Genomic DNA, 563 nt, shown 5'->3' with positions numbered 1-563 from the left:
CAGTTTGATCGCGTACTGGCTTTGCCAAGGCTGGGGAAACGCGCCAGAAAAGTTTAACGAGCCGTTTTGGCGACACGCGAACCACTTTTTCGACGCGCCCTCTTCGCAAGCTCAAGATGCCTTTATTCAACATGTCTATCGCTTTGAAGAATGGCATTATACTATTCCTACTTCACCAAAGGTTGGGGTACTCGACACACGAACTCGCCGCTGGCGGTCTGAATCTCGCATGAATAAACCATCGGGTTTGATGGATTGGGAAGCGATGATTGACTTCCACCAAGAGCTGGTGCATCAAGACAAAGTGATTATTGTTTCTGCCGCTCCCATGTTTGGTGTGAAATTCATTGAAGCCTTGCAGCGTGTGGTAACAATGCTTGGCAAACCGTTGATGGTCGATGCCGAAAACTGGATGGCGCATCCGGGCAGTGCCAATACGCTCATCAGTATTTTTACGCATACCAAAACACCAACCAACTTTGTGATTTTGTCTGGTGACGTTCACTACTCGTTCGCCTATGACATCAAATTGCGTTATCGAAAAAACAGCCCGAATATTTATC

At 47.2% G+C, this 563-nt stretch carries 1 pseudogene; it reads left to right on the top strand.

The window, feature by feature from the left end:
• A pseudogene (locus R7190_RS29565) lies at nt 1-563 on the top strand (alkaline phosphatase family protein); the annotation flags it as partial.

Source organism: Vibrio sp. 1078-1 (assembly GCF_033340475.1).
The sequence above is the reverse complement of the archived record's forward strand: the minus strand, read 5'-3'. Positions and strand labels throughout refer to the sequence as shown.